The sequence below is a fragment of the Pseudomonas sp. SMN11 genome, assembly GCF_052041945.1.
In the GTDB taxonomy this organism is placed as follows: domain Bacteria; phylum Pseudomonadota; class Gammaproteobacteria; order Pseudomonadales; family Pseudomonadaceae; genus Aquipseudomonas.
The window spans coordinates 42,886-64,493 of record NZ_JBKGGW010000010.1; the positions used below are offsets into that span (position 1 = coordinate 42,886).

Genomic DNA, 21,608 nt, shown 5'->3' on the forward strand with positions numbered 1-21,608 from the left:
TAGCGACATCCTGACGCGCGAGTATACGCAGCAGCCCGTTCAAGAATGCGGCCTGCAGCCGGCTTGGCAGAAACGGGCACGTTGTTGTCCGTTATCAATACCTGGCGGCTGGAGGGCGCTTGTATAGTGCTGAGGCCAACCTATCCCTCGGGATAATTGTCTGAATGCGGTTGCTCACCTAGGCTGCACGAGGCTGCGCAAACGCCCATGCCCGCGTGAGGAAACCATGATCCGAATCGGTAATGCCCAGGTGTCGCTGGAGCGGCGAGAAGCCTTTCTCGACGGCAAGCCGATCCCGTTGGGTGGGCGTGCATTCGAGGTGTTGGCCACGCTGATCAAGGCCAAGGGCCGGGTGGTCGGCAAGGATGAGCTGTTCAGCCAGGTGTGGGCCGGCACGGTGGTCGAGGACAACAACCTGCAGGTGCAGGTGTCGCTGTTGCGCAAGGCCTTCGGCGACCGCGCTCTGATCCAGACCGTGCCGCGCCGGGGCTATCGTCTGGCTGCGCAGGTCAGTTTCGACGTACCTTGCCTGGCCTTGGGGCAGTCGCCCTTTGGTGCTATGGCAGATGCCAGCGAACCGTTCGACGACGCCGTGAACGTCCCTGTGCTGGTGGTGGATGACGACCCTTCGGTGCGCACGGCACTGGGCCGCCTGCTGCGTTCGCAGGACATTCCGCACCGTCTGTTTGCCAGTGCCGAGGAGCTGTTCGACGCTCGCCTGGAAAGCCCCTGCGCCTGCCTGCTGCTGGACATGCACCTGGCCGAAACTACCGGCCTTGAGGTTCAGGCTGCGCTGCGCAGGCTGGCGCTGCCTTGGCCGGTCGTGTTCATGACCGGTTTCGGCACCATCCCCATGACGGTCCAGGCCATGCGCGCCGGGGCCGTGGAGTTTCTGACCAAGCCCTTCGACGAAGACCAGTTGCTGGCGCTGCTTGAGTCGGTACGCGCGCGCGCCGTGACCGAGGGGCGCAAATGGCAGCACGCGCGGCAGGTCGAAGAAAAGTACCAGCACCTGACCCAGCGCGAGCGCCAGGTGTTTTCGCTGGTGGTCGGGGGCTTGTCGCACAAGCAGATCGCCAAGGCGATCGGCACCAGTGAAGTGACCACCAAGGTGCACAAGAAGAACATCATGAACAAGATGCAATCCCGCTCGCTGCTGGAGTTGGTGGCCATGCACAGCGTCATCGAGGCTCGGTCTGGCACATGAGCAGGGCGGTGTGCATTGTCGATGACGATGCTTCGGTGCGCAAAAGCTTGGGCAACCTGCTGCGTTCAGCGGGGTTCGAGTGCCTGGCGTTCGCGACGGGGGAGGTGTTTCTGGCCTCGGGCCTGGCACCTGAGGCCGGGTGCGTTCTGCTCGATCTGAAGATGCCGGGGATGAGCGGGCTGGAGGTGCAGCGTGAGCTGGCGCGGCGGGGTTGGCGCTTGCAGGTGATCGGCATGTCGGCGCATTGGGACGAAGGCGCGGTGCAGGCGGCGCTAGCCACTGGCGCGCAGGCTTGCCTGGGTAAGCCGTTTACCGAAGAGGTACTGCTCAAGGTGGTCGAAGAGGCGTTGGCAGGTGAATGAGCACACCTGAACAATCAATTGCTGTGCCGCCAGCTGATGCTCGTTGGGTTGATTGAATCACGAGACCTTTGCCATGCCGCACCTCAAGACCTTTCATGCTCCCCGGTCGTCAACCCTTATCGCCAGTGGCCTGCTGTTCATGCGGCTGATGGCTGCGGTACTGCTGTTTTCCATCCACGGGTTGCCCAAGCTGCTGGACTGGAGCGGGGAGTTGCAGCGCATCGAAGATCCTTTTGGCCTGGGAGCGCCCCTGACCTTGGGCCTGGCTGTGTTTGCCGAAGTGGTCTGCCCGGTGTTGCTGGTGCTGGGCGTGGCAGCGCGGTTGGCCTGCCTGCCGGTGCTGGCAGTGTTGCTGGTGGCGCTGGTGGTGGTGCACCCGGACTGGTCGCTGGAGCAGGGCCAGTTTGCCTGGTTGCTGGTGGCGCTTTATGGCGGGCTGGCGTTGACTGGGCCTGGGCTGTACTCGGTCTCCGGGTTGATCGGCCGAAGCAGGTTTTCCTGATGGATCCAGGGGTTGCAAATCAGCCCAAGCTCTAGCTGCTGCCCGGTCGGTACTGTAAAGCCTCGGCCAGATGCCCCCGGCTGATCGCCTGGCTACCTTCCAGATCTGCCAAGGTCCGCGCCACCTTCAACAACCGATGTGCCGCCCGCAAAGAAAGCGTAAGCCGCTCGCAGGCACTCTCCAGCCAAGCCTGGTCCGCCGCTGCTAGCTGACAATGGCTGCGCAAACCCTCCAGATTCAGAAACGCATTGGCACAGCCTTGCCGCCGCTGCTGCAGCTCCCGAGCCTGGGCCACCTCCACTGCCACATCGGCGCTGGTCTCCCCACTGGGCTGGTTGTTGAGCGTGGTGGTCTCACGTGCCACGGTCAGGTGCAAGTCGATGCGGTCCAGCAATGGGCCTGACAGCTTGTTGCGATACCGTGCGATCTGCTCGGTGCTGCAGCGGCAGCGACCGGTGGGGTCGCCCAGGTAGCCGCAAGGGCACGGGTTCATCGCTGCCACCAGCTGGAAGCGCGCCGGGAAACGCACCTTGTCGCGCGCCCGCGCAATCACGATCTCGCCCGACTCTAGCGGCTCGCGCAGCACTTCCAGTACGCGCCGTTCAAACTCTGGCAGCTCGTCGAGAAACAGCACGCCATGGTGCGCAAGGGTGATCTCGCCTGGCTGCGGCCGGCTGCCGCCGCCTACCAGCGCCGGCCCCGAGGCCGAATGGTGCGGGTGGCGAAACGGGCGCTGTGGCCAGCTGCTCAACGGCGTGTGACCACTGACCGACTGGATCGCCGCCACTTCCAGCGCCTCATGCTCATCCAGTGGCGGTAGCAGGCCGGGCAGGCGGCTGGCGAGTAGCGTCTTGCCCGTGCCGGGCGGCCCGGTGAACAGCAGGTTATGTGCTCCGGCAGCGGCCAGCAGCAATGCCCGCTTGGCCGCGATCTGGCCTTGTACCTCGCTGAGGTCCGGATAAGGCTGTTGCTTCAGGACCAGGCCATTGGCAGCAAACCGAGCCAGTGGCACCTGCCCGTTCAGATGCGCCACCAATTCCAGCAGGTGCCCCACTGCATACACCACCAGCCCGCCCGCCAGGCTGGCTTCTTCGGCATTTTCCCGCGGCACCACCAATGCCCGGCCAGCCTCGCGCGCCGCCAGCGCCGCTGGCAACACGCCCTGCACCGGGCGCAATTTGCCCGATAGGGCCAGCTCGCCCAGGCATTCCATTTCAGCCAGGGCGGGCAACGGCACCTGGCCATCGGCGGCGAGGATGCCCAGGGCGATGGCCAGGTCATAACGCCCGCCGTCCTTGGGCAGGTCGGCCGGTGCTAGGTTCTGGGTAATGCGCCGCTGCGGGTAGTTCAGCCCGGAATTGACGATGGCGCTGCGCACACGGTCCTTGCTTTCCTTGACCGTGGTTTCCGGCAGGCCGACCAGGGTGAGGTGGGGCAGGCCGTTGGCCAGGTGCGTTTCGACGCTGACCGCCGGGGCCTGCACGCCGACCTGGGCACGGCTGTGAACGAGGGCGAGGGACATGGACGCTCCGTTTGTTACTTTGATCCAGAGCCGCTTCCTGCGGCGTGTCGAAGCCTAGTGAGTTTCAGCGAGACAGGCGCAAGAAAAATGCGACTTTATTTTGCACATCAGGTTTTTCCCCTGTTTTTTCACATCCTTTGACAAATACTGGATCCAATATCTTTGCGAAGAACCCGGCTATGGCTTAGTGTTCAAGAGCGACTGTTGTTGCCATGGGATGGCAACGCGACCCTGAAATGGACTTAAGGTACTGCCCGTGCAAACGCTCATTCGCACCCGCCAGCAGATCCGAGAACGGGTGCAGGCCAATGAATACGCCGAACTCAGCCGCCTCTTCGATGCGCTCCAGGCGCTGTGGCAGCAAGCGCCCCCCGGTGAGTGCCCCGCCTACCTGGAGGCCCTGCAAGGTTACATGCTTGATTGGGACACCCTGGGCGGTAAAGCCCTGACGCACACCCTCAAGGCCTGGGTCGACGCCTGCCCCAAGGCTTATCACCCGCATGTGGTGATGGGTTTTCACTGCTTCAACCATGCCTGCAAGATTCGTGGCCAGGCCGGCCCCCATGATGTGTCCGAAGAACGCTGGCTGGCTGCCGAACAGGCTTGTGAAAAGGGCGCAGCGCATTTTCTGCTGGCCATGGAACATGGCGCACAGCCTGTTGCTGCAGCCATCGGCATGTTGCTGATCAGCTCGCAGTTGCGCGAGCCGGGCTGGCTGGTCGAACTGTTCGATGGCCAGATGGCGCGCTATCGGCCCAGCGCGCATGCTGATGTGGAGGTGCAGGAGGCCGCCGCGCCATTGTTGGTCAAATTCGGCCTGACACCGTTGCTGGAGCTACCGCAGACATTGCCCGTAAGGTTGAGCGCGCGTTTGCATGCGCAGGGCGAGAGTGCCCGGGATTACTGGCTGCGCCATGCGTTGGCGTGGTTTCCCGGCTGCTTCGAGGCGATCGAGGCCTATGCTGCTTGCCTGACGCCACGTTGGGGCGGCAGCGATGAGGCGGTCGATGCACTGGTCAGCGGCCCGCTGTGCCAGGGTTGGCCTGAAGCACAGCGCAATGCGATCCGCTGGCTGGCCCTGGAAGAGACATTCTGGCTGCCGCATGCCAAGCAACTGCCTCAGGTCGCGGCCTGGCAGAGAACCTTTGCCCAGTGGGCACAGCGCGAACTCAGGCCCAAGGAGCGCGCTACGCTGCTGGCCCGGCGTGGCGCGTTGCGGCGCTATTCGATGCGTGATTACGCCGGTGCGATGCGCGACTTTGCCGACAGCGTCGCGCTCTACCCAGACCACGGCTTTGTCCCGGCCATTGGCGAGCCCTTCCATAGCCTTGTCTGCCTGGTGCTGTTCAATGAGGCCGAGGACGATTCACAGGTATTGCGCACCGTCATCGAGCGGCTGTGCGATGACCGTCGACAGGCGGCGGCCTGCGCTCTACGCGCTGCGGGGCACCAGTTCGGCTTGTGGGGCTTTGGGCCATCTGCCGAGCAGGCACGCACCTGGTTGCGCATGGCGGTCAAGCGCCAGTGCGGGCGAGAGGGGCAGGGCTTCGATGTGCTCGACGTACCGCGGCTGCTCTGGGCTGCCAACCTGCATGAGGCTGCGCACTTCCTGTACGAAGCCTGCGCGGAGTTGAAACTGCCGGGTGCTGCCATTGCGCTGTACGATCTGCACCGTGGCTGGCTGGACAACACCCCCGCGCACTACCTGAGCGGCAAGGCTGCCGAGCACTGGCTGTTGCGTGCGGTGGAGTCTGGTCATCCACTGGCCAAGTTCGATCTGGCCCGCCAACGCATGAGCGCCCCACAAGGGCTGGAGGACCGCAAGGCAGTGCTGGCGGTCAAGCGGCTGCTACTCGACGCACTGGGCGATCTGAACATCCATGCCAAGGCGCAGTTGCAGTTAGGCATCCTGCTCCGCCAGTACGGTGATGCGCGGGAGCGAGTCGAGGCGGTCGACTATCTGTTGGGGCTGGCCGAGCACCCCGATGCCTGGACCGCCGCGCGTGCCTGTGCGGAACTCGGGCTGGCCTGGATGCAGGGCAGCGGCACGCGCAAACAGAGCCGCTTTGCGGCAATCGAATGGGCCAATCGTGCCGTTGCGCTGCAGTCGAGCGATCCGCTCATCGTGGAAATTCAGGCCGAGATCCGCAATTCGCACAGCCGGGTGAAGACGTTGTTCACGGTGTGTGGGGCGGCGTTGTTCCGTGGCGACTTGCATGCCAGCGAGCTACCGCCCAAGGCCGCCGGCCAGCACAGGGCTTCAGCCTGAATAGAGTCGGGGCCGCAAAGCGGCCCCAGAGCTTTTATGGCTTGGCGCCGAGGATGATGTGCGACGCTTTGATCAGCGCGGTGGCCTTCACGCCGGGGGCCAGGCCAAGCTCCTGTACCGCTTCGCGAGTGACGATGGAGAACACTTCGGTGCCGCCAGCCAGCTTGAGAACCACTTCGGCATTCACTGCACCGTCGCCCACGCGTACCACTTCACCTTCCAGGGCATTGCGTGCCGACAGCTTGTAGCCGTCGGCATCGGTCATCAGCACCACCCAAGGTGCCTTGACCAGGGCCACGGCCTGTTTGCCGACATTGATGTTGAGGTTGTGCAGGCTGGCCATGGTGACCACGGCAACCAGCTTCTCGCCGCCAGCCAGGGTCAGCTCGACTTCGGCATTGACCGCGCCTGGGTGAACATTGCTGACCTTGCCTTCGAAAACGTTACGGGCACTGACTTTCATGGTGAGTATGCCTTATCGATTGTTATTCCTGCGCCGCTGGCGCCATCCGCGCTTCCAGCTCGGCGACCTGCTTCTCCAGGGCCTCGAGGCGGGCGCGGGTGCGCGCCAGCACGACCATCTGGCTGTCGAATTCTTCACGGCTGACCAGGTCCAGCTTGCTGAAGGCGCCTTGCATCAGCACCTTGAACTGGCTTTCCAGTTCCGCGCGGGGCTGGGCGGTATCGCTGCTGAACAGGCGCGAGGCTTGGTCGCTCAGGGCGTCGAGAAGGGCTTTAGGCGCGAGCATGGGTGGCTGTCCACTGATACTGAGAAATGGCCTGCAGTGTAGCACGGGGCAAACCTGCGCCATTGGCCTCAGGCCATTGCACGCTTTTTGAGCAACTCGCCGGGCCTGCCTGCACCGAAGTTGTGCATGTTTGCCGTGCTGGCGACTGGCCAATCCCGAGTGATTCATATAACTCACTGTTTTTCTGTGGTTTAACGGAACTGGCAAGGTTTCTGCAAAGACCTGAACGAGCCATGCACTGATGCAGTTCCTTGTGACCAGGCAGTGCGCACGCGGAGCCGGATGCCGACGACGCGTTACAAAGCCAACCGCTGCGCTTAGACTTGAGACGGGTTTGTTTTCCTGGGGCAAGTCCACCAAATCGGGAGAGAGTTTCATGAAGCTAGTCACAGCCATCATCAAGCCGTTCAAGCTGGACGACGTGCGCGAGTCGCTGTCGGAAATCGGCGTGCAGGGCATTACCGTCACCGAAGTCAAAGGTTTCGGCCGGCAGAAGGGCCACACCGAGCTGTATCGCGGCGCGGAATACGTGGTCGACTTCCTGCCCAAAGTGAAGATCGACGTCGCCATCGACGACAAGGACCTTGATCGAGTGATTGAAGCCATCACCAAGGCAGCCAACACCGGCAAGATCGGTGACGGCAAGATCTTCGTGGTGAATTTGGAGCAGGCGATCCGCATCCGTACCGGCGAAACCGATACCGACGCGATCTAAGCGCCGAAAAAAGCCTCACCAAACCCAACGCCCCAGGAGAAAACAACATGACTCTGCGTAAGATCGCAGGGCTAGGAGCCCTATTGTCCCTCGTAATGCCCGGGCTTGCCCTGGCAGAGGAAGCAGCTGCCCCAGCGCTGAACTCCGGCGACACCGCCTGGATGCTCACCTCGACAGCGCTGGTGCTGTTCATGACCATTCCGGGCCTGGCCCTGTTCTACGGCGGCATGGTGCGTTCCAAGAACGTACTGTCGGTGATGATGCAGTGCTTCGCCATCACCGGCCTGATCAGCATTCTCTGGGTCATCTACGGCTACAGCATGGCCTTCGATACCACCGGTATGGAAAAAGGCGTGCTCAACTTCAATTCCTTCGTCGGCGGGTTCTCCAAGGCGTTCCTGAGCGGCGTCACCCCGGCCAACCTGACCTCGGCTACCGCGCTGTTCCCCGAGGCAGTGTTCGTCACCTTCCAGATGACCTTCGCCATCATCACTCCGGCGCTGATCGTCGGTGCCTTCGCCGAGCGCATGAAGTTCTCCGCGATGCTGGTGTTCATGGGCATCTGGTTCACCCTGGTCTACGCACCGATCGCGCACATGGTCTGGAGCGGTGACGGCGCGCTGCTGTGGGACTGGGGCGTGCTCGACTTCGCTGGCGGCACCGTGGTGCACATCAACGCCGGTATCGCAGGCCTGGTCTGCTGCCTGGTGCTGGGCAAGCGCAAAGGCTACCCGACCACCCCGATGGCCCCGCACAACCTGGGCTACACCCTGATGGGCGCGGCGATGCTGTGGATCGGCTGGTTCGGCTTCAACGCCGGCTCCGCCGCTGCCGCCAACGGCACTGCGGGCATGGCCATGCTGGTGACCCAGATCGCCACCGCCGCCGCAGCGCTGGGCTGGATGTTCGCCGAGTGGATCTTCCACGGCAAGCCAAGTGCCCTGGGCATCGCCTCGGGTGTGGTGGCTGGCCTGGTCGCCATCACCCCGGCTGCCGGTACCGTGGGCCCTATGGGCGCCTTGGTGATCGGCCTGGCCTCCGGCGTGATCTGCTACTTCTGCGCCACCACCCTCAAGCGCAAGCTGGGTTATGACGACTCCCTCGACGCCTTCGGCGTGCACGGCGTCGGTGGCATCATCGGTGCCATCCTCACCGGCGTGTTCGCGGCACCGGCGCTGGGCGGCTTCGGCGCGGTCACCGACATCGGTGCCCAGATCTGGATTCAGGCCAAGGGCGTGATCTTCACCGTGGTCTACACCGCCATCGTCACTTACGTGATCCTGAAGGTGCTGGATGTGGTGATGGGCCTGCGGGTCAATGAAGAAGAAGAGTCGGTCGGCCTCGACCTGGCTCAACACAACGAACGCGGCTACAACCTGTAACCGCGACGCTGGAAAAACTTGCCCGGTTCGCCGGGCATTTTTTTGCCAGTTTTTTGCCATTTCCCGCAGTGCAAACGGTTTATCACTCACGTTCGCGACGTAGGCCAAAAACTTACAAGTCTTGGGGCGTTTATGGTGCTTTGCTTTTTCCACGAGCGCGCTAGAATGCGCGCCAAAGGGTGTTTGACGAGTAGTCCGCACGCTTTACCAGCCTTTGCTAGGCTTGCCAATAGCGTGTGGCCAGCAGGCTTCAAGGATTTGTCAGGTCCTGCCAGGAGCAGGGCGTGCTGGGTGTCGCTTCCCATCAGGAGCGCCGACCCAAGGGCAGTGGCCTAACCCACGGCCAGTTGAATTTTCACTGGTGGCTGCCGGTCTACGGCTGCACTGGTCTATAACTAACCTGCTTTTCGCAAGTCATGAGGTAGAACATGAGCGACGACGATCTGGAAAATGATGACCTCGAAGTAGGCGACGAAGACGAGGCTGATGAAGGCCTCGAAGCGGCGGCTGACGATGGTGCGGAAGATGCTGGCGATGACGACAGCAGCCCGGCACCGACTGCCAAGGGCAAATCCAAGGCCGCTGTCTCGGTAGACGAGATGCCGAGCATGGAAGCCAAGCAGAAGGAGCGTGATGCCCTGGCCAAGGCGATGGAAGAATTCCTTTCGCGCGGTGGCAAGGTGCAGGAAGTCGAGGCCAACGTGGTCGCCGACCCGCCCAAGAAGCCGGACAACAAGTACGGCAGCCGCCCTATCTGAGTGGCTGAATGCAAAAGAGCCCGCCGTCGCTGCGGGCTTTTTTGTGCCTGTCTGTCAGCGCCAGCGCGCCAGGACGTCTGGCAACTGGGACAGCCGCTGAATCTCTGCATCCGGCGCCTGATCGCCAGCCCAGGCTTTGCCTAGCGGGTTGAACCACACCGCGCGCAATCCGGCGCGCTGGGCCCCGGCAATGTCGTCGCCCGGGTGATCACCGATATGCACCGCTGCACTGGCATCAGCTTCGCCACGCTTGAGTGCTTCCATGAACGGCGCCGGGTCCGGCTTGCCAATGCCCAGATCCTCCGCGCACAGGGCAAAGCGGAAGTAATCTGCCAGCCCCAGGCGGCGAATATCGGCGTTGCCGTTGGTGACCACGCCCAGGGTGTAGTGATGGCGCAGGATCTCCAGCACCGGCTGCACTTCGGGGAACACTTCGACCTGGTGGCGGGCATGCAGGAACACTTCAAAGCCCTCGTTGGCCAGTTCCTGCGCCTGCTTCTCGCTGTAGCCGACTTCCTCCAGGGCGTGGAACAGCACACGTCGGCGCAGGGCACTGATGCGGTGCTTGAGGCCTGGTTCGGCCTGCACCAGGCGCTCGCGGATGGCGAACAGGTGTTCCACCGGCACGCCCCCAAGAATCGGTGCGTTGGCTTCGAGCCAGTCGCGCAGCACGACCTCGGCGCTGGCAATCACGGGCGCGGTGTCCCACAGGGTGTCGTCGAGGTCGAAGGTGATCAGCTTGATGCTCATGAGTCTGTGCCTTTGCTGCGTTTGGCCCGAGGGTGGGCGCTGTCGTACACCGCGGCCAGGTGCTGGAAGTCCAGGTGGGTGTAGATCTGCGTGGTGCTGATGTCGGCATGGCCGAGCATTTCCTGCACCGCGCGCAGGTCCTGGGACGATTCCAGCACATGGCTGGCGAAGGAATGGCGAAGCATGTGCGGGTGCAGGTGCTGGCCCAGCTCGCGTTCACCAGCGGCCTTGACTCGCAGCTGGATGGCCCGTGGGCTCATGCGATTGCCTTGGCGGGTGATGAACACCGCGCTGTCACGTGGGCCGCCGATGCCGCGCAGCTTGAACCAGGCCTGCAGGGCCTCTCGGGCCTTGCGGCCAACCGGTAGCACCCGGGTCTTGCTGCCCTTGCCGAGCACCTGCACCAGGCCGGCGGCCAGGTCGAGCTGCTCGAGGTCGAGATTGTTCAGCTCGGACAGGCGCAGGCCGGAGGAATAGAACAGTTCGAGGATGGCCTGGTCGCGGCGGGCGATGAAGTCATCGTCGACGCCGCCATCGAGCAGCTGCAGGGCGCGGTCGGTGTCCAGCACCTTGGGCAGCCGGCGTTCGCCCTTGGGCGCGCTCAGGCCGCTGGCCGGATCGTGTTGGCACAGACCTTCGCGGTTGAGGTAGCGGTACAGGCCGCGCACCGCCGACAGCAACCGCGCGAGGCTGCGCGAGGACTGCCCCTGGTGGTGCTGACGGGCGACCAGCTGGCGCAGTTGCTGGATCTGCAGCGCACCCCAGCCAGCGATGCCTTGGCTGTTGCAGTATTCGATGACCTTGTCGAGGTCGCGGCGGTAGGCCAGCAGGGTGTGTTCCGACACCTGGCGCTCGTTGCGCAGGTGTGCGCAATAAGCCTCCAGCTGGCGTTCCATCAGCGCACCGAACGCAGGGTCTGGGTCACGCGTGGCACCACGCGGCCGAGCACTTCGGCGATATAGCCGAGGAACAAGGTGCCGACGCTGCTCTTGTAGTGCTGCGGGTCGCGACTGCCGATTGCCAGCACGCCATGCAGCCCCTGGTATTCGAGGGCGGCAACCGCACTGGAGCCGACTTCCTGCTGCTGCTCCTTGCCGAACAGGAAGGCCAGTTCGTGCTCGCGCAGGTTGCCGCTGACCGTCTTGCCGCCGCCGAGCAGGCCACCGATGGCTTGCTGAGCTTCGGCATTGCTCACCCAGCGGCCGACGGGTGCTGCATTGTCGCCGAACAGGATCAGGCTGACGAAAGGCACCTGGAATTCCTGGCGCAGGCTGTCTTCGACGGCCATCACCACTTCTTCCAGGCTGCCGGCATCGAGCAGGTCGAGGATCAGCCGGCGGGTCTTGTCGAACAGCCGGTCGTTGTCACGGGCCACGTCCATCAGTTGCGACAGGCGATGGCGCATCTCGATGTTGCGGTCGCGCAGCAGCTTGAGCTGGCGTTCCACCAGCGACACGCTGTCGCCGCGCTGGTGGGGGATGCGTTGCTCGATCAGCAACTCGTCGTGCTCGGCGAAGAAGGTGGGGTGGGCGCGCAGGTAGGCGACCACCGTTTCGGCATCGAGCTCATCGGGCTGCTGGGGTACTCGCTGATCGGTCATTGCGGTTACTCGCTTAGAGACGAACCTGTCCTTCGAAGACGCGTACGGCTGGGCCGGTCATCAACACGGGCTTGCCGGGGCCGGCCCATTCTATGTTCAGGCGGCCACCCGGCAGGTCGAGGGTCACCGGGGAGTCCATCCAGCCCTGGCTGATGGCGGCCACGGCCGCGGCGCAAGCGCCGGTGCCACAGGCCTGAGTCTCGCCGGCGCCACGCTCCCACACTCGCAGGTTGGCGCGATGGCGGTCGATGACCTGGAGGAAACCGGCATTCACCCGCTGCGGAAAGCGCGGGTGGTTTTCGATTTTCGGGCCCAGTTCATGGACCGGCGCGGTGTGCACGTCATCGACGCGCAGCACGGCATGCGGGTTGCCCATGGACACGGCGGCAATCGAATGCACCTGGCCGTCGACCTCCAGCGGGTAGTTCAACGCCTGTTCGTCGGCAATGAACGGGATGTCTGCCGGGACAAAGCGCGGCGGGCCCATGTCGACACACACCTGGCCGTCGTTCTGCACGTCCAGCTCGATGATGCCGCCCTTGGTTTCCACGCGGATGCGCTTCTTCGCGGTCAGGCGCTTGTCCAGCACGAAGCGGGCGAAGCAGCGCGCACCATTGCCGCACTGCTCGACCTCGGAACCGTCAGCGTTGAAGATCCGGTAGCGGAAGTCTACTTCCGGATTGCTCGGCGCCTCGACGATCAGCAGCTGGTCGAAGCCGATGCCGGTGTGGCGGTCGCCCCATTGCTTGGCGTGCTTGGGCTGGATGTGCGCGTGCTGGCTGACCAGGTCGAGGACCATGAAGTCGTTGCCCAGCCCATGCATCTTGGTAAAGCGCAGCAGCATGGGCTCACTCCGGCAGCAGGCTTTCGCCAGCGTACAGTTCGGCGATGGTCTCGCGGCGGCGGACTTCGAAAGCCTGGTCGCCGTCGACCAGGATTTCCGCGCAACGGCCACGGGTGTTGTAGTTCGAGCTCATGACGAAACCATAGGCGCCCGCCGACTGCACGGCCAGCAGGTCACCCTCGGCCAGGTTCAGCACGCGGTCCTTGGCGAGGAAGTCGCCGGTTTCGCAGATCGGGCCGACCAGGTCGTAGGCACGGCCTTCGCCCGCCCGCGGCGTGACCGCGCTGACACCCATCCAGGCCTGGTACAGGGCCGGGCGGATCAGGTCGTTCATCGCCGCGTCGATGATGGCGAAGTCTTTGTGTTCGGTGTGCTTGAGGTATTCCACGCGGGTCAGCAGGGCACCGGCGTTGGCCACGATGTAGCGGCCAGGCTCGAACACCAGGGCCAGGTCACGGGTGCCGACGCGCTCGCGGATGGCCTTGATGTAGTCGGCGACCAGTGGCGGCTCTTCGTCGCGATAGCGCACGCCAACACCGCCGCCCAGGTCCAGGTGGCGCAGGTGGATGCCGCACTCGGCCAGGCGGTCGACCAGGGCCAGCAGGCGGTCGAGGGCATCGAGGAACGGGTCGACGGTGGTCAGCTGCGAGCCGATGTGGCAGTCGACACCGACGACGTCCAGGTTCGGCAGCTGTGCGGCGCGCACGTAGATGGCTTCGGCGTCGGCGATGGCGATGCCGAACTTGTTCTCTTTGAGCCCGGTGGAAATGTACGGGTGGGTGCCGGCATCGACGTCCGGGTTCACGCGCAGTGAGATCGGCGCAACCTTGCCCATCTCGGCGGCCACCACTTGCAGGCGCTCGAGCTCGTCGGTGGATTCGACGTTGAAGCAGTGCACACCGACTTCCAGGGCGCGGCGCATGTCTTCGCGGGTCTTGCCGACGCCGGAGAACACCACGCGATCGGCGCGCCCGCCAGCGGCCAGCACGCGCTCCAGCTCACCGCCGGAAACGATGTCGAAGCCTGCGCCCAGGCGCGCCAGGACGTTCAGCACGCCCAGGTTGGAGTTGGCCTTGACGGCGAAGCAGACCAGGTGCTCGGTGCCTTGCAGGGCATCGGTATAGCTGCGGTACTGGGCTTCGATGTGAGCGCGCGAGTACACGTAGGTCGGGGTGCCGAAACGTTCGGCGATGGCCGACAGGGCCACGCCTTCCGCGAACAGTTCCCCGTCGCGGTAGTTGAAAGCGTTCATCTGAATTCCTTACTGCTCTGGCGTCTGCTCGGGCTGGATTGGCTGCTCTTCTTGCGGCTGGACCGCTGGAGCGTGCTGGTGCTGGTGCGTCTTTTTCGGGCCTTTGCCGTCCTTGCCGTCTTCTGGCAGGTACAGGGGGCCCTTCTGACCGCAGGCCGAAACGAGGCAGGCAACCGCGACCAGCGCCGCGAGCGAGGAAATCAGGCGCTTCATGGGTGAAATCCTTTGAAATATGCAGTATTGCGCCCGAGTATACCGAGCGACCGGCGGATTGCCTATGCAAGAGCCGGTCCGTCGGGCGGGCTATGCTTAGGGGTTATCGCCGCCGGTAATGGGCCCGTGCCGGCAGCGGCTAAACCTTTGCATTCATGGCTCGGCGCCCGTATCTTGCCCGGCTTGCCCGTAAAGCAGCCAATTTCGAGGTTCCTGCAATGAGTTTGAGCGAAGCGCGTTTCCATGATCTGGTCGACGCGACCCAACAGGCACTGGAAGACCTGTTCGACGAGAGCGGCCTGGACCTGGACATGGAAAATTCCGCCGGCGTGCTGACCGTCAAGTTCGAAGGCGGCGCCCAGCTGATCTTCAGTCGCCAGGAGCCGCTGCGCCAGCTGTGGCTGGCCGACCGTTCCGGCGGCTTCCACTTCGACTACGACGAAGAGAACGGCAAGTGGGTGTGCGAGAAGAGCGAAGAGCTGCTGGGTGAGATGCTCGAGCGCATCGTCTGGGAGCGGGCCGGCGAGAAGCTGGACTTCGACGAGATCTGACATGAGCACCCAGCCGCGGCCACCCAAGCCGCTGTACAGCAATGTCAGCCCGGCGGTGCCTTCACCCTGCATCAGCGTTTGCCGGCTGGATGAGCAGCGGGTATGCACCGGTTGCCACCGGCACGTCGAACACATCCGCGAATGGCGCTCGGCCGACGACGAACGGCGCCGGCAGATCTGCCGCGAAGCCGAGGCCCTGCGCGCACGGGCTTGAGTATTTGCCCGGCTGTGGTAGTGTCGGGTAGTGCGTCGGTGACGCAACAGCATTCACAAACCCCGCCCTTGGGCGGGGTTTTGCTTTATCTGCCTGCAGGAAACCGCCTGTTCAAAGGAGTCTGACTGGATCATGAGCACCAAGCCTTCCCTCATCCTCACCCGATTGGACGTACAGCGTCTCGAGCGCCTGATCGACAGCCTCGACGAAAGTACGCCGGGTGTGCTCGCCTTGCAGGAGGAGCTGGACCGTGCCGGTCAGGTGGTCGGCCATGATGAGGTGCCCGCCGGTGTGGTGACCATGAATTCCCGCGTGCATTGCCGTGAGGAAGCCAGTGGCAAGGACTACCACCTGACCCTGGTGTACCCGAAGGATGCGGGTGGCGAGGGCAAAGTGTCGATCCTCGCCCCGATCGGCTGTGCGCTGCTGGGCTTGTCGGTGGGTGAGCAGATCGACTGGCCGGCGCCGGGGGGCAAGACCCTGAAGCTGAAATTGCTGGAAGTCGAATACCAGCCAGAAGCGGCTGGCGATTTCGACCTCTGAAATCCCCGGGGCCGCTTTGCGGCCCTTTCGCGACACAAGGCCGCTCCTACAACGGTACGCGATCCCCTGTAGGAGCGGCCTTGTGTCGCGAAAGGGCTGCGAATCAGCCCCGGCATTCTCAAGGCTCCAACGTACCCTGCAACTTCGCCAGTCCATCGTTCAGCGCCTGCTCCAGCTCGCGCTTGTAGCGCAGGTACAGGCTGGTCGACCCCTTCTCGTCCTCGAGCAGCTCGGACAGGTCCAGGTCGGTGATGTAGCAGCGGTAGTGCCCGGCACTGCGGCGCTGGCCAAGGATTTGCCGGGCGACCACTTCGTACAGTTGGTCGCCATGGTCCAGCTCGGAAAACTCCTGCTGGTCGCAATACAGCGTCACATGCACCCCATCCCCCGTGCCGGCCTGCAGAATGGCCTGCACTTCGTAATAAGGTTGATCGACACCCGCGCTGGGCGCCGGCCGAGGCTCGATGCTGCGTGCCTTGCCCGGGCCGGAGGGCAGCAGTTGGGCATAGTGGATAGCCAATGACGCCTGCTGCAGATGGTCGAGCGGCAGGCGGGCATCATGGCGCACCACCACCGAGCGCAGAAAGCGCTGCAACGGCAGCAGCAAGTGACTTTCGTCAAACAATGGCAGACGTTGCTGCCACAGGGCATTGTACTCATCCAGCACGTACAGGTCGGCCCAGCCATCGAGCAGGCGGTAGAACACCTGGATGCAATTGCGCCGCCCGTGCTCCAGCAGCAGGGGCAGGTCGTAGTCCTGCAGCGCATTGCCATCCAGGTGCAACGGGCTGTACTCGCTGCGCTCTTCACCCAGGTGATCGAGCACGGCGTCATGCTCGGCCATGGTCGCCAGGCTGACCTGGCCGGGCACTAGCTCCAGCACATGGGTGTAGTGCGCCACCTGCAACAGGTAACGGTGGTTCAGGCCTTGGTCGAGCAGCAATTGCACCGTGTCGAAGATTTCCTCGACCCGCTGGCTGATGGCCTGGGCGCGGTTGTGGCAGAAGCAGCGCACCCGAACCTGCGGGCGGTGGCTGCGCTGGCCAAGGCTGTTGAGGAAGTCACGCAGGCAGCGCAGCAGCGCGTGTTCGCCGTCGTAGCGTTGCACCAGGACTTCGTTCCAGCTGTTGCGGGTGACCTGGTCGAGGGTCAGTACCAGGTTCTCGCGCACGCCGGCATAGCTCAACGAGTCGGTGCGCTCGGTGGTCATCAGGATGTTCAGGTCGCGGTGATGGCGCAGTGGGTCGACGCCGACATTGACCAGCAGCAGGATTTCGTCAGCCACGCTCGGCTGCAACAGGCGCTCTTCGCTGACGCTGTCCAGCGGTAGCGCGATGCTTTGCTGCAGGCTGCCCAACAGGTTGAACAGCTCGAATTCGCTGAGGTCGCTGTCGCCCGGGTGCAGGGCCAGGCGCGTGGTGCTGTCGATGACGCCATTGCGGTGGGCCCAGGTCAGCAATTCGAGCAATTCGCGGCAGCGCTTGATTGGGCTGAAATGCTCCCATTCGTGCACTCCCAGGTTGCCGTTGTACAGGCCCCAGTGATGGGTGCCAGGCTCCTTGCGGTTTGGCGACTGGACCAGCGTCAAGGTGTCTTCGGCGATGTCCGGAGCGATGCCCGGGTTGATCACTTCGATCTTGCCGGCACGGCGTTCGAAGGCAGCGTACAGGCGCCGACCCAGGACATTCAGGTCACGCTGGTCGGCGCGGCTGCTGGCCCCCTGGCTTTGCGCAAACTGGCCGAGGAAGCGATAGCTATGGTTGAGCTCCGCCACCAGTTCACGGCGTTCGACGGCGACCTGGCGCACCTTCCACTGGCTGCGGCTGTCGAGCATGGCCAGCTGGCGTTCGTCCCAGCCCCACTCATCGGTCAGGCGCTGCAACAGTTGGCGCTGCCAGCCGTTGCTGCGGGTGCGGTCCAGGCCGCTCAGCTTTTTGTTGACCTTCAGGTACAGGCTGCGCCGCACCAGTTCGAGCCGGGCGGTTTCGCCGCGTTGCTGCAGGTAGCGCTCGATGCGCCGGTACACCATCACGTAGGGGTCGAGCTCGTCGAGGTCGAGATGGTTGGCGAACACCGCCTGCTTGTAGTCCAGGCTCAGACAGCGCACGGTTGGGTGCTCGCTGGCATAGACCTCGGTCAGCAGCAGCTTGAGCAGTGACTTGTAGGGCGAATCGATGCCCTTGAACAGCTGCCACAGCCCAGCCCCGACGTACTCGCCGGGCGGAATATGCGAAAGGTTGCCAAGGTCCAGAGCATCCTGATTGCGGATGAACCGCTTGGATAGCAAGGTCTCGGTATAGGCCTGATAGTTGTGCTCTTCATAGACCGGCACCAGCCACCACAGCGGCGTGCGCCCGGCGAGCCAGATGGCCGTGCGGTAGAACTCGTCGAGCAGCAGGAAATGCTGGGTGGTGCCGCAGTCGTCGGAGCTGAGCTGACTGTCGCGCAGGCCCTGGGCAAAACTTTGCGGGTCGATCAGGAAGAAGTGCGCCTCGGCACCCTGGCTGGCCGCCCAGGTCTCCAGCAGCTGGCATTTGCGGCGCAGTTCCTCACGCTCGGTTTCGGCCAGGCCCGGGGCATGGCACACCCACAGGTCCATGTCGCTCTGTTCGGCCTGGGCCAGTGAGCCGAGGCTGCCCATCAGGAATAGCCCGTGGATCGGGCGTGGCGGGTTGCCATGGCGCGCCTTATAGGCAAACGAGCGCGCCAGGCGCTGGGCATCGGCGACCTGATCGGCATCTGGCTCGAAGCCCGCCACCCCGGCCGGTGTGGCGCCGGACACGTAACCGGGCAGCAGCGGGTGGTTGACGTGGAACAGCAGCGGCAGCAGGGTCAGGACCAGCTGCTGGCGGCTCGACAGGCCCTCCATCGCGCGCTCGAGGCGGCACTGGTTGATATGCAGGAAGCGCGCGCGCAATGTCGCCAGCACCTTGCGGTCGATGCCTTCGTCCAGGTCAGGGCGGATTTCGTGGGGGTGATTCATTGCGCACTCAGGGCGGGCCAGGAAAGCTGAGGCGAGTTTAGCCTGAGTGGGGCAGTCGGATAAGCGGAATATGGTTTTTTGGCGCCATTTTCCTAGCGCTCGTGCCGGTCACTTCGCGGGCAAACCCGCGAAGAAGCCGGTACAGGATTATGCGGGCTGAGTGGATTTGAGGATGCTAAGCAACAGTTGGACGCTTTCAGCCGCATCATTCCCGAGGCTGGTGAGGTAGCCACCATCGGGCTGGTCGGTGAGTTCTTTTTCATGAAGGCGCTTGGCTGCGGCGATCAGGGCGGGCGACGCGTTACTGCCAACTTTGATGCCTTCCTGGTGGTTGTCCAGGTTGAACAGGGCGAGCACTTCCAGTTCGGCGATCAGTTCGGGGGTAAAAGACATGGCGACTCCTGACTTCCAGACAAGGATGGGGCACCGCCAGCGGTGCCTGACCCTGGAGTGTAGTCGGGTTATTCGTCGTCGCCTTGATCCATCTCAGGCGGCAGCTCGGGCAGGGCGCGCAGGGCGGTCTCGTACCACTCGCCGTTGAACGGGCGGTCCTCCTGGAGCATGTTGTCGATTTCGAAGGCCAGTACGTGGGCCATGAGGTTGAGGATGTCTTCGCGCTCATAGCCGACCAGGGTCAGTTTGTTGAAAGTGGCCTTGGCTGCTGGTGGCTCGCCGCTCTCGATCTGGTTTTCGATGGCTTCGGTCAGCGTCGCTTCGGCGAAGGCTTCGTCGTCATTGCCGATTTCGTCGTGTTCGCTCATGGCGCTACTCCTGTGGTGGGACGCACAGTTTGCCATGCCCGCGTCGGCAATGCCCGATCATCGACCCGGTGCATGACGCTGGTCAGGCACCGGCGTACGGTCTATAACAGCCGAGCCATCCCCACACGGCCTGGAGGCTGTAACCCCATGCTCAAGCTTCACGGATTCTCGGTCAGCAACTACTACAACATGGTCAAGCTGGCCCTGCTGGAGAAAGGCCTGCCTTTCGAAGAGGTCACCTTTTATGGCGGCCAGGCACCGCAGGCGCTGGAAGTCAGCCCGCGGGGCAAGGTACCGGTGCTGCAAACCGAACACGGCTTCCTCAGCGAAACCAGTGTAATCCTCGACTACATCGAGCAGACCCAAGGTGGCAAAGCGCTGCTGCCGAGCGACCCGTTCGGCCAGGCCAAGGTGCGCGAACTGCTCAAGGAAATCGAGCTGTACATCGAGCTGCCGGCGCGTACCTGCTACGCCGAGTCGTTCTTCGGCATGGCGGTGGAGCCGCTGATCAAGGAGCGTGCCCGTGCCGACTTGCTGGCAGGGTTTGCCACACTCAAGCGCAATGGCCGTTTCGCGCCTTATGTGGCGGGTGAGCAGATGACCCTGGCCGACCTGATGTTCTGCTTCTCGGTGGACCTGGCGTGCGCAGTGGGCAAGAAGGTGCTGGGCATCGACTTCCTGGATGACTTCCCGCAGGCGAAGGCGCTGCTGCAACTGATGGGCGAGAACCCGCACATGGCGCGGATCGTGGCGGACAAGGAGGCCTCGATGCCGGCCTTCATGGAGATGATTCGCAGCGGCAAGCGCTGAAGGCTGGGGCTGCAGGGCAGCCCCAGACGCTACTTAACGCGAAGCCAGCAGGGCCTTGCCACGAACCACGGCGGCACGCACCTGCGCCGGCGCGGTACCACCGATGTGGTTACGGGCATTCACCGAGCCTTCCAGGGTCAGCACGGCAAACACGTCCTGCTCGATCTGGTCGCTGAACTGGCGCAGCTCGTCCAGGCTCATCTCGGCCAGGTCCTTGCCGGTGTCGACGCCATACTTCACGGCGTGGCCGACGATCTCGTGGCAATCACGGAACGGCAGGCCGCGGCGGACCAGGTAGTCGGCCAGGTCGGTGGCGGTGGAGAAACCGCGCAGGGCCGCTTCGCGCATGATGGCGTGCTTGGGCTTGATCGCCGGGATCATGTCGGCGAAGGCGCGCAGCGAGTCGCGCAGGGTGTCGGCGGCGTCGAACAGCGGCTCCTTGTCTTCCTGGTTGTCCTTGTTGTAGGCCAGCGGCTGGCCTTTCATCAAGGTCAGCAGGCCGGTCAGGGCGCCGAAGACACGGCCGCTCTTGCCACGAACCAGCTCAGGGACATCCGGGTTCTTCTTCTGCGGCATGATCGAGCTGCCGGTGCAGAAGCGATCAGGCAGGTCGATGAACTGGAACTGGGCGCTGGTCCACAGCACCAGCTCTTCGGAGAAGCGCGACAGGTGCATCATCGCCACGCTGGCGGCAGCGCAGAATTCGATGGCGAAGTCGCGATCCGAAACGCCGTCCAGCGAGTTGCCGGCCACGGCTTCGAAGCCCAGCAGCTTGCAGGTCAGTTCACGGTCGATCGGGTAGGTGGTGCCAGCCAGCGCGGCGCTGCCCAGAGGCATGCGGTTGGCGCGCTTGCGGCAGTCGACCAGGCGCTCGTAGTCGCGGCTGAGCATTTCGAACCAGGCCAGCAGGTGGTGGCCGAAGGTGACCGGCTGGGCGGTCTGCAGGTGCGTGAAGCCGGGCATGATGGTTTCGGCTTCACGCTCGGCCTGCTCCAGCAGGCCCTGTTGCAGGCGAGTGATCTCGGCCAGGATCAGGTCGATCTCGTCACGCAGCCACAGGCGGATGTCGGTAGCGACCTGGTCGTTGCGGCTACGGCCGGTGTGCAGCTTCTTGCCGGTGATGCCGATGCGGTCAGTCAGGCGTGCTTCGATGTTCATGTGCACGTCTTCCAGGTCGACGCGCCAGTCGAAGCTGCCAGCCTCGATTTCGCCCTGGATGGTTTTCAGGCCATCGATGATGGTGTCGCGCTCGGCATCGCTGAGAACGCCGACCTGCGCCAGCATGGTGGCGTGGGCGATCGAACCCATGATGTCGTGGCGATACAGGCGCTTGTCGAAGTCGACCGAGGCGGTGAAACGGGCGACGAAGGCGTCGACGGGCTCACTGAAGCGGCCGCCCCAGGACTGATTGGTCTTGTCGGTGCTCATGGATTCACTCTATGCAGGCGTGAACGAAAAAGTGGCGCCGATGATAGCAGGGTTGGGCCGACTGCCGCAGGGCGTCGGTCGACAGAAACCGGGGGGAAACATCCATAAAGGCAGGGCATGACGATATTCAACGATTGAACGGCAGTGTTCCACGGACCGTCTACAGTTGGACAGAGGACTGGCAGCGTTTCTG

24 protein-coding genes are annotated in these 21,608 nt (G+C 63.7%); 11 read left to right on the forward strand and 13 right to left on the reverse strand.

Annotation, left to right across the window (positions count from 1 at the left end):
- The first annotated feature begins 226 nt into the window (after window positions 1-226).
- The 3 genes from ACLEJU_RS11670 to ACLEJU_RS11680 all read left to right on the forward strand — a co-directional run bounded on the left by ACLEJU_RS11670 (window position 227) and on the right by ACLEJU_RS11680 (window position 2,071).
- The gene (locus tag ACLEJU_RS11670) at window positions 227-1,207 is read left to right on the forward strand and encodes a response regulator (RefSeq protein ID WP_435423533.1); all 981 of its coding nucleotides are present in this window, start codon (window positions 227-229) and stop codon (window positions 1,205-1,207) included.
- Window positions 1,204-1,569, forward strand: a complete 366-nt coding sequence (locus tag ACLEJU_RS11675) for a response regulator transcription factor (RefSeq protein ID WP_435423532.1) — start codon at window positions 1,204-1,206, stop codon at window positions 1,567-1,569. Before ACLEJU_RS11670 ends, ACLEJU_RS11675 begins: the two co-directional genes overlap by 4 nt.
- 73 nt (window positions 1,570-1,642) lie before the next feature.
- Window positions 1,643-2,071 (forward strand): DoxX family protein, encoded by a 429-nt coding sequence (locus ACLEJU_RS11680; RefSeq protein WP_435423531.1) that lies wholly within the window; start codon window positions 1,643-1,645, stop codon window positions 2,069-2,071.
- A gap of 31 nt (window positions 2,072-2,102) precedes the next feature.
- Here the strand turns inward: ACLEJU_RS11680 and ACLEJU_RS11685 are convergent, their stop codons facing one another.
- On the reverse strand, window positions 2,103-3,593 hold the full coding sequence (locus ACLEJU_RS11685; RefSeq protein WP_435423530.1) for a YifB family Mg chelatase-like AAA ATPase: 1,491 nt from the start codon (window positions 3,591-3,593) through the stop codon (window positions 2,103-2,105).
- Between the two features lie 256 nt (window positions 3,594-3,849).
- Here ACLEJU_RS11685 and ACLEJU_RS11690 point away from each other — a divergent pair, with 256 nt between their 5' ends.
- The gene (locus ACLEJU_RS11690; protein ID WP_435423529.1) at window positions 3,850-5,862 is read left to right on the forward strand and encodes a DUF4034 domain-containing protein; all 2,013 of its coding nucleotides are present in this window, start codon (window positions 3,850-3,852) and stop codon (window positions 5,860-5,862) included.
- A 34-nt stretch (window positions 5,863-5,896) separates the two neighbouring features.
- Here the strand turns inward: ACLEJU_RS11690 and ACLEJU_RS11695 are convergent, their stop codons facing one another.
- Window positions 5,897-6,325 (reverse strand): TOBE domain-containing protein, encoded by a 429-nt coding sequence (locus ACLEJU_RS11695; protein ID WP_435423528.1) that lies wholly within the window; start codon window positions 6,323-6,325, stop codon window positions 5,897-5,899.
- 22 nt (window positions 6,326-6,347) lie between these two features.
- A complete protein-coding gene (locus ACLEJU_RS11700) occupies window positions 6,348-6,611 on the reverse strand; it encodes an accessory factor UbiK family protein (RefSeq protein WP_008091866.1) in 264 nt (87 codons plus the stop codon).
- Window positions 6,612-6,987: 376 nt separating this feature from the next.
- Here ACLEJU_RS11700 and glnK point away from each other — a divergent pair, with 376 nt between their 5' ends.
- From glnK to sutA, 3 genes are all read left to right on the forward strand, one after another.
- Entirely contained in the window at window positions 6,988-7,326 is a 339-nt protein-coding gene (gene glnK, locus ACLEJU_RS11705; protein WP_002555808.1) for a P-II family nitrogen regulator, read from the forward strand.
- A gap of 47 nt (window positions 7,327-7,373) precedes the next feature.
- Window positions 7,374-8,708 (forward strand): ammonium transporter, encoded by a 1,335-nt coding sequence (locus ACLEJU_RS11710; protein ID WP_435423527.1) that lies wholly within the window; start codon window positions 7,374-7,376, stop codon window positions 8,706-8,708.
- A gap of 428 nt (window positions 8,709-9,136) precedes the next feature.
- Entirely contained in the window at window positions 9,137-9,466 is a 330-nt protein-coding gene (gene sutA / locus ACLEJU_RS11715; RefSeq protein WP_056794110.1) for a transcriptional regulator SutA, read from the forward strand.
- A 54-nt stretch (window positions 9,467-9,520) separates the two neighbouring features.
- On the opposite strand, the gene ACLEJU_RS11720 is transcribed toward sutA, so the two are convergent.
- Genes ACLEJU_RS11720 through lptM form a run of 6 tightly spaced genes read right to left on the reverse strand, consistent with a single transcriptional unit; the run spans window position 9,521 to window position 14,125 of the window.
- Window positions 9,521-10,216 carry an HAD family hydrolase gene (locus ACLEJU_RS11720; RefSeq protein WP_435423526.1) on the reverse strand — a complete coding sequence of 232 codons (696 nt, stop codon included), beginning with the start codon at window positions 10,214-10,216 and terminating at the stop codon, window positions 9,521-9,523.
- The gene (gene xerC / locus ACLEJU_RS11725; protein WP_435423525.1) at window positions 10,213-11,112 is read right to left on the reverse strand and encodes a tyrosine recombinase XerC; all 900 of its coding nucleotides are present in this window, start codon (window positions 11,110-11,112) and stop codon (window positions 10,213-10,215) included. The genes ACLEJU_RS11720 and xerC overlap by 4 nt, the downstream gene beginning before the upstream one ends.
- The gene (locus ACLEJU_RS11730; RefSeq protein WP_435423524.1) at window positions 11,112-11,816 is read right to left on the reverse strand and encodes a DUF484 family protein; all 705 of its coding nucleotides are present in this window, start codon (window positions 11,814-11,816) and stop codon (window positions 11,112-11,114) included. Before ACLEJU_RS11730 ends, xerC begins: the two co-directional genes overlap by 1 nt.
- A gap of 13 nt (window positions 11,817-11,829) precedes the next feature.
- The gene (dapF, locus tag ACLEJU_RS11735; protein WP_110637925.1) at window positions 11,830-12,660 is read right to left on the reverse strand and encodes a diaminopimelate epimerase; all 831 of its coding nucleotides are present in this window, start codon (window positions 12,658-12,660) and stop codon (window positions 11,830-11,832) included.
- Between the two features lie 4 nt (window positions 12,661-12,664).
- Window positions 12,665-13,912 carry a diaminopimelate decarboxylase gene (gene lysA / locus ACLEJU_RS11740; protein ID WP_110637924.1) on the reverse strand — a complete coding sequence of 416 codons (1,248 nt, stop codon included), beginning with the start codon at window positions 13,910-13,912 and terminating at the stop codon, window positions 12,665-12,667.
- Between the two features lie 9 nt (window positions 13,913-13,921).
- A complete protein-coding gene (lptM, locus tag ACLEJU_RS11745) occupies window positions 13,922-14,125 on the reverse strand; it encodes an LPS translocon maturation chaperone LptM (RefSeq protein ID WP_060507625.1) in 204 nt (67 codons plus the stop codon).
- A 218-nt stretch (window positions 14,126-14,343) separates the two neighbouring features.
- Here lptM and cyaY point away from each other — a divergent pair, with 218 nt between their 5' ends.
- From cyaY to rnk, 3 genes are all read left to right on the forward strand, one after another.
- Window positions 14,344-14,676 carry an iron donor protein CyaY gene (gene cyaY, locus ACLEJU_RS11750; protein ID WP_435423523.1) on the forward strand — a complete coding sequence of 111 codons (333 nt, stop codon included), beginning with the start codon at window positions 14,344-14,346 and terminating at the stop codon, window positions 14,674-14,676.
- 1 nt (window position 14,677) lies between these two features.
- Entirely contained in the window at window positions 14,678-14,890 is a 213-nt protein-coding gene (locus tag ACLEJU_RS11755; RefSeq protein WP_435423522.1) for a DUF1289 domain-containing protein, read from the forward strand.
- Between the two features lie 132 nt (window positions 14,891-15,022).
- The gene (gene rnk, locus ACLEJU_RS11760) at window positions 15,023-15,433 is read left to right on the forward strand and encodes a nucleoside diphosphate kinase regulator (protein ID WP_110637922.1); all 411 of its coding nucleotides are present in this window, start codon (window positions 15,023-15,025) and stop codon (window positions 15,431-15,433) included.
- Window positions 15,434-15,551: 118 nt separating this feature from the next.
- Here rnk and ACLEJU_RS11765 read toward each other — a convergent pair whose 3' ends face one another.
- The 3 genes from ACLEJU_RS11765 to ACLEJU_RS11775 form a co-directional block, all read right to left on the reverse strand.
- Entirely contained in the window at window positions 15,552-18,416 is a 2,865-nt protein-coding gene (locus ACLEJU_RS11765; protein WP_435424143.1) for a class I adenylate cyclase, read from the reverse strand.
- A 147-nt stretch (window positions 18,417-18,563) separates the two neighbouring features.
- Entirely contained in the window at window positions 18,564-18,809 is a 246-nt protein-coding gene (locus ACLEJU_RS11770; protein WP_103448533.1) for a TIGR02647 family protein, read from the reverse strand.
- 68 nt (window positions 18,810-18,877) lie between these two features.
- Window positions 18,878-19,177, reverse strand: a complete 300-nt coding sequence (locus ACLEJU_RS11775; RefSeq protein WP_103448534.1) for a hypothetical protein — start codon at window positions 19,175-19,177, stop codon at window positions 18,878-18,880.
- Window positions 19,178-19,324: 147 nt separating this feature from the next.
- On the opposite strand from ACLEJU_RS11775, the gene ACLEJU_RS11780 reads away from it, so the two are divergent.
- Window positions 19,325-19,987 (forward strand): glutathione S-transferase, encoded by a 663-nt coding sequence (locus ACLEJU_RS11780; protein WP_435424142.1) that lies wholly within the window; start codon window positions 19,325-19,327, stop codon window positions 19,985-19,987.
- Between the two features lie 33 nt (window positions 19,988-20,020).
- On the opposite strand, the gene argH is transcribed toward ACLEJU_RS11780, so the two are convergent.
- The gene (argH, locus tag ACLEJU_RS11785; protein WP_027916957.1) at window positions 20,021-21,415 is read right to left on the reverse strand and encodes an argininosuccinate lyase; all 1,395 of its coding nucleotides are present in this window, start codon (window positions 21,413-21,415) and stop codon (window positions 20,021-20,023) included.
- Between the last annotated feature and the right edge of the window lie 193 nt (window positions 21,416-21,608).